Below are 6,000 nucleotides of genomic sequence, written 5' to 3' on the forward strand. Positions count from 1 at the left end.
GACACCATTTTTCGTTCATGATTTTAATCATTATGTACAATTACTTATCTTTAATGTTACAGAATACCTCAACGCTTTTTACTGCTATAGTAAAAATAACCTGTGTTCCTATTATTTTATTCGAAAGTTGTCAACATAATTATGCATTTTACCTACAGACATATTCATTCTAACGTCGTATTATGTAAGGTAAGAAAACTACTGTAAAGGCAAACTTCACCGAAAGGGAAGGACGCAAAGCCATGAGTCTAAACACTATTCTAGTGCATGATTGTCAGGTTGCCAGGTTCTGTTCTATGAGCCTTGGCATATATAGAATGGAGATGTAACATATGGTAAGTCGGTCACTATTTAGAGCAGTCATTGTTTTTGTAGTAACAATTGTAAGTACATTAGGATTAACAATGGGAAAGGTAGACGCAATGGATATGCAAGATAAGGCTACCTGGTTATGGGATACGACAAAGATTGTTGAAGATGAATCAGGAGTACTCTCATTTTTAGAAAGCAAACATGTTAATAAATTATATTTACAAATTAATAATGATATAGCAAGTAGCTATTATAAAAGCTTTATCGATCAAGCATCCGCAAAAGGTATAAAAGTATATGCGTTGGATGGTGCTGCGAGCTGGGTTTCAGCAGAGGGCTATCAAATGCAGGATCAGCTGTTTGATTGGTTACATACATATAATGAGAACGCAGCAGCAACAGAGCAATTTTCAGGAGTCCATCTCGATGTAGAGCCCTACTTAAATAGCGGTTGGAGCTCGAACCAAGTAAAAACGATTGAATCCTATCAAGCGCTTCTTACTAGAGCTAAAGAGAATACCGATCAATTACAATTGCCGTTGGAAGTGGATATGCCATTTTGGTTTGACGAAATTAAATACAACAATCAATTTGGACAAGGTTTATTAGCGGAGTGGGTGATTGACCAAGTGGAAAGTGTTTCGATTATGGCTTATCGAGATGCTGCTAAAGACATTATTAAAATTGTTGAACATGAAATAAACTATGCACAGAAAGTAAATAAATCAATTGTTATTGGTGTGGAAACAGGAGCCTCTGATGAAGGGCAAAATATTACCTTCTATGATGATGGAGAATCCTATATGAATAAACAATTAGCACAAGTTCATAAAAACTATGCCAAAAAAACAAGCTATAATGGTTTTGCCATTCATCATGTTGATAGTTGGATGAATATGCAGCCGTAAAAAAATCCTCTCCAGCACATTAAGTTGGAGAGGATTTTCTTTGTTATTATGAAAGTCGACCGCTATAGTCTTCAAATTTAAATTCACGAATGACTTTAATGCCTTCTTCATCGTTATAAGAAACGATTGATGGAAGATTTACACCATTAAACATATGGTTTTTCACCATTGAATAATGCGCCATATCTGTAAATACAAGACGGTCGCCTGGTTTTAAAGGTTGTTCAAATGAATAATCACCAATTACATCACCAGCAAGACATGTAAGCCCGCCTAGACGATATGTGTATGCTAGCTCATTTGGTTGACCTGAACCGATAATCATTGGGCGGTATGGCATTTCTAGAACGTCTGGCATATGACATGTTGCCGATGTATCTAAAATTGCTAAGTCCATATCGTTTTTTTGTACATCAAGAACAGTTGCAACTAAATAACCTGTATTGAGGGCAACAGCTTCTCCTGGCTCTAAATATACGAGAAGATTATACTTGTCTTGAATATAATTAATGATATTCACAAGTTTTTCTACATCATAATCCTCACGAGTAATATGGTGACCACCGCCAAAGTTTAACCATTTCATTTGGTGTAAGACATCACCAAATTTTTCTTCGACAACTTGTATAATACGCTCTAACGTATCTGAGTTTTGCTCACACATTGCGTGGAAGTGTAAGCCATCAATACCTTCAAGCTGTGACTTGTCGAAGTTGGCTAATGTTGTACCAAGACGAGAATTTGTGTAGCAAGGATCGTAAAGCGCTGTTTCAATTTCAGAGTACTCAGGATTGATACGAATACCACATTCAATTGTTTTACCAGCAGATTTTACTTTGTCCTTATATTGAGCCCATTGGTTAAATGAATTAAACACGATGTGATCAACATAGTCAAGAAGCTCGTCCATTTCGTGCTCCACGTAAGCTGGTGCATAGACATGAACTTCTTTGCCCATTTTTTCATAGCCCAGTCGAGCTTCGAATAATGAGCTTGACGTAATCCCTGCCAAATATTCACCCACTAATGGGAATGTTGAATGCATTGAAAATCCTTTTAAGGCTAATAAAATACGGCAGCCAGTACGATCTTGAATCGATTTTAAAAGTTCTAGATTTTTTGTTAATAATCGTTCATCCACTACGTAAGAAGGGGATGGAACTTTTGAGAAATCAATTGGTTTCATCGGCTTAATTCCTTTGCATCTAAATCAAGGTCAAGTAATTCTGGATTATGGCTTTCTTGCCATGGTAGACCCCATTTATTTAGTGCATCCATGAATGGATCTGGATTGAAATCTTCTACGTTCCAAACACCTGGTTTACGCCATTGACCGTTCATCACAAGCATAGCACCAATCATTGCTGGTACACCAGTTGTGTAAGAAATCGCCTGTGAACCAACCTCGTTATAGCATTCCTCGTGGTCACATACGTTGTACACATAATAAGTTTTTTCCTTGCCATCTTTTAGACCGCGGATGATACAACCGATATTAGTTTTTCCTTTTGTACGTGGTCCAAGTGATGCTGGATCAGGAAGTACAGCTTTCAGGAAGTGAATTGGTTGAACCATTTGCCCTTCAAATTCGATAGGCTCGATAGAAGTCATTCCAACATTCTCTAATACTTTTAAATGTGTTAAGTATTTTTCTGAGAATGTCATCCAGAAACGAATTTGCTTTAAGCCTTTAATGTTTTTAGCAAGTGATTCTAGTTCTTCATGGTATAAAAGGTAAATATCTTTTGGTCCGATTTCTGGTAAGTTATAAACCTCTTTTTTCTCAAGTGGTGCAGTTTCGACCCACTCGCCTTCTTTCCAGTAACGACCATTCGCAGTAATTTCACGAATGTTGATTTCTGGGTTGAAGTTTGTTGCGAAATGGTAACCGTGATCACCAGCATTTGCATCCACGATATCAATGTAGTGGATTTCATCAAATTCATGTTTTTGTGCATGAGCTGTGAAAACGCCCGTTACACCTGGGTCAAAACCGCTACCAAGTAAAGCAGTTAAGCCAGCTTTTTCGAACTTCTCTTTATAAGCCCATTGCCATTTATATTCAAATTTTGCCGTTTCAGGTGGCTCGTAGTTTGCAGTATCCACATAGTGCACACCTGTCGCTAAGCAAGCATCCATAATCGTTAAGTCTTGATAAGGTAGTGCTACATTAATAACAACTTCTGGTCCGAAGGCTTTAATAAGCTCAATAACCTCTTCCGTCTTGTCTGCGTCTACCTGTGCGGTATGAATCTTTGTTTTTCCGCCATCTAGTTTTTCTTTTAGAGCGTCACATTTTGAAACAGTTCTACTTGCGATACAAATCTCCTCAAATACGTCCGAATTTTGAACACACTTGTGTACCACAACACTGGCTACTCCGCCAGCTCCTATAATCAATGCTTTACCCAATTGTCTACCCCCAAATTCATAAAAAGTATTGTCAAACAAGCTGATTATACAGAAAATTGATTTACTACTCAATCATTGTTTTTAAATTTTCTACAAAATTTTTTATTTTTCAACAATAATTGCCCGAATTCAAAGGGGAATACTACCAAAAAAGAGGATATTAGTGAAAAAAATCCCTTACCTACTGGTGTAGAGAAGGGGGAAATGCCTTTTTTTGTTCAACGAGCGTGTGAACTTCAAAAACTGTAATTTTAAGTCAACCGAGTTATTTAGAAAAACGATTCGATATTTGTTGTTTTTCATCCCCCCATAAATAAAAAAAGATTAGTAGTAATGTACTAAAAAAACCCATTACAAGGGCATAAGTGCTGAGGGCCACATCCACTTGACTTTGCATAGCATAAATGAAAATAGCTCCAAGTGTTAACAAATTTCCAATAATAAGCGATACAAAATGAAATCGTCTATTCATAGCACAAGCCCTCCTATATATAATTTACATGTTCTAAAAAATGAAAATACACTTCAATTATCTCATGATTCAGAACTTTATCCAATGTTTTTAATCAGAGGATTACCGCCACAGATGAAGCGGCGGAAAGAGATGTGTTAGCGGCGGAAAGGTATGTGTTAGCAGTGGAAAACTATGGCCAATCGGCGAAAAGTCTCCACCAAGCGGCGGAAAAGCATGTCCAAGCAGTGGAACCCTGTGCCGAGCAACGCGAGTGAAGCGGCTCATCCAGACGCCTTCGGGAAAACGCCCAGTCGGAACGGAAATCAACCCTCGCTATCTGATGAACCACAATGTGTACTGACTTTCATTAATTATGTGGACTGATGATTCAGTTTTGAAATTGAGAGAATTATAGAAAAATTATTGCTATTTAGTTTGTTTTAGATTTAAAGATGGTAAAATACTTATAAGACTTTTCTTTTGGTGAAGGTGAGGATTTAAATAGTGATCAAACAGTTTGATGAGCAAGTCCAACAGATAAATGAATTATTTTTAAATGGTCATGTAAAAGAAAGCTATCTATTAGCCAAAGCAGTTTTAGCAAATAGTGCCTTTACAGAACATGAGTCATTCGCAACAATCCAACAGCACGTCGCATTGTTGGAAGCGAACGGTTATGCAAATATGCCTGCTCCTACTGCTGAAAAAGTGAAGCAAAGTGTTGAACGAACAGATGGCTCTTATCCAGAGCGTGATGCACTCGCTGCATACATAGGAAGTGAGGATGACCAGCAATTCGGTAAAGTAGTAGATGAATTACTAGCTGGATCGGTCGAGGCACAAGCGAATGCATATTATACAATGGCTGAATATTTTGCTCTTGCAAAGGAGCATGATAAAGCACTTGTGCAATATGCGGAAGCGATAAAACTACAGCCAAATAAAGCTCTTTACTGGGGAGCCTTCGCACAGTTTTTGAGCCGTAATGAAGGCAGTCCGTATTTGGCACTACGTCTTATTGAAGAAGCTATTCAGTTAGATAGTATGAACCCTCGCTGGTACTATATTCAAGGGAATATTTTTTTACAGCTTGTTGCAACTACAAAAAATTTAAGCTATTTACCTGCTTTAGAAGAAGCCTGGGAAAAGGCTAAGAAACGTTGCTCAAATAAACAGGTGTCATTAAAAGTGGACATTGCGAAATCCAATGACGTGCTGTCACAATGGAAAAAACAAATGCTATAAGAGGAATGAGTAGCTGCCCTAAAAATTGTATGCTTAAAAAATAGATTTTCTGAAGTAAAGGTAAAATTCAAGCCTGTTCGATGAATTTACTGTAACGGGTAGGGAAATGATTATTGAATATCAATAGAAATAGCGTAATTAGATAATAAACAAGGTAGGGATTGATAATGAAACCTTTGCCTTGTTTATTATTATTGTATTGAATTATGGCTAAAATTTCGTTGGATGAAAGTTTAGTTCTTTGTTCAGCAGGGATATAGCACTCTTCAAGCTCCTATTCTAATAGTTTGAAATATAGAAGTGCAATTGAGAACAAACATCCAGTAGCTATAAGATTTAAACTTAAAGTAGCAAATACTGATGGACTTAAATATCATTTCGTAGTTGGTAATGGATGGTACTTAACTGGTTCAAATTACGATAATTTGATGATTGAATTTGAAGATCCTGATCCTGATGGTGATTCTCGAGCTATTGACTGGAGTAACTTTGTACAAGATTTTGATTTTGCATATATGCAATATTAGCAAAATAGAAGCCCTTATTCGTTTATAAGGGCTTTTACTGTTTATGTTTATATTTATTTTAATTACCTAAATTGCAATTACAAGTTGAACACTTTTTTTAAAAAAACACCCCAGAGGTTCCTTTGTCTTCTGTTTGTCGGTC

Annotated in this window: 5 protein-coding genes and 1 riboswitch; of the genes, 2 read left to right on the plus strand and 3 right to left on the minus strand. The window is 36.8% G+C overall.

Annotated features, from left to right (window positions below; all coding sequences use genetic code 11):
• Nucleotides 1-198: 198 nt before the first annotated feature.
• Nucleotides 199-287: riboswitch (cyclic di-GMP riboswitch) on the plus strand.
• A gap of 45 nt (nucleotides 288-332) precedes the next feature.
• Nucleotides 333-1,220, plus strand: coding sequence for a hypothetical protein (locus tag AN161_RS12045; protein ID WP_053594603.1), 888 nt, complete (start codon nucleotides 333-335; stop codon nucleotides 1,218-1,220).
• 46 nt (nucleotides 1,221-1,266) lie between these two features.
• Here the strand turns inward: AN161_RS12045 and nspC are convergent, their stop codons facing one another.
• The 3 genes from nspC to AN161_RS12060 form a co-directional block, all read right to left on the minus strand.
• The gene (gene nspC / locus AN161_RS12050) at nucleotides 1,267-2,406 is read right to left on the minus strand and encodes a carboxynorspermidine decarboxylase (RefSeq protein ID WP_053594604.1); all 1,140 of its coding nucleotides are present in this window, start codon (nucleotides 2,404-2,406) and stop codon (nucleotides 1,267-1,269) included.
• Entirely contained in the window at nucleotides 2,403-3,632 is a 1,230-nt protein-coding gene (locus tag AN161_RS12055; RefSeq protein WP_053594605.1) for a saccharopine dehydrogenase family protein, read from the minus strand. The genes nspC and AN161_RS12055 overlap by 4 nt, the downstream gene beginning before the upstream one ends.
• Before the next feature lie 265 nt (nucleotides 3,633-3,897).
• Nucleotides 3,898-4,104 (minus strand): hypothetical protein, encoded by a 207-nt coding sequence (locus tag AN161_RS12060; RefSeq protein ID WP_053594606.1) that lies wholly within the window; start codon nucleotides 4,102-4,104, stop codon nucleotides 3,898-3,900.
• A gap of 486 nt (nucleotides 4,105-4,590) precedes the next feature.
• Between AN161_RS12060 and AN161_RS12065 the strand changes: the two genes are divergently transcribed.
• Nucleotides 4,591-5,331 carry a hypothetical protein gene (locus AN161_RS12065; RefSeq protein WP_241774555.1) on the plus strand — a complete coding sequence of 247 codons (741 nt, stop codon included), beginning with the start codon at nucleotides 4,591-4,593 and terminating at the stop codon, nucleotides 5,329-5,331.
• Nucleotides 5,332-6,000 lie beyond the last annotated feature (669 nt).

Origin of the sequence: Lysinibacillus sp. FJAT-14222 (assembly GCF_001278875.1) — a bacterium.
Lineage (GTDB): Bacteria > Bacillota > Bacilli > Bacillales_A > Planococcaceae > Lysinibacillus > Lysinibacillus agricola.

Coding starts and splice junctions, on each gene's coding strand:
- AN161_RS12045 (WP_053594603.1), top strand. CDS start 333: ATGGTAAGTCGGTCACTATTTAGAGCAGTCATTGTTTTTGTAGTAACA.
- AN161_RS12060 (WP_053594606.1), bottom strand. CDS start 4,104: ATGAATAGACGATTTCATTTTGTATCGCTTATTATTGGAAATTTGTTA.
- nspC (WP_053594604.1), bottom strand. CDS start 2,406: ATGAAACCAATTGATTTCTCAAAAGTTCCATCCCCTTCTTACGTAGTG.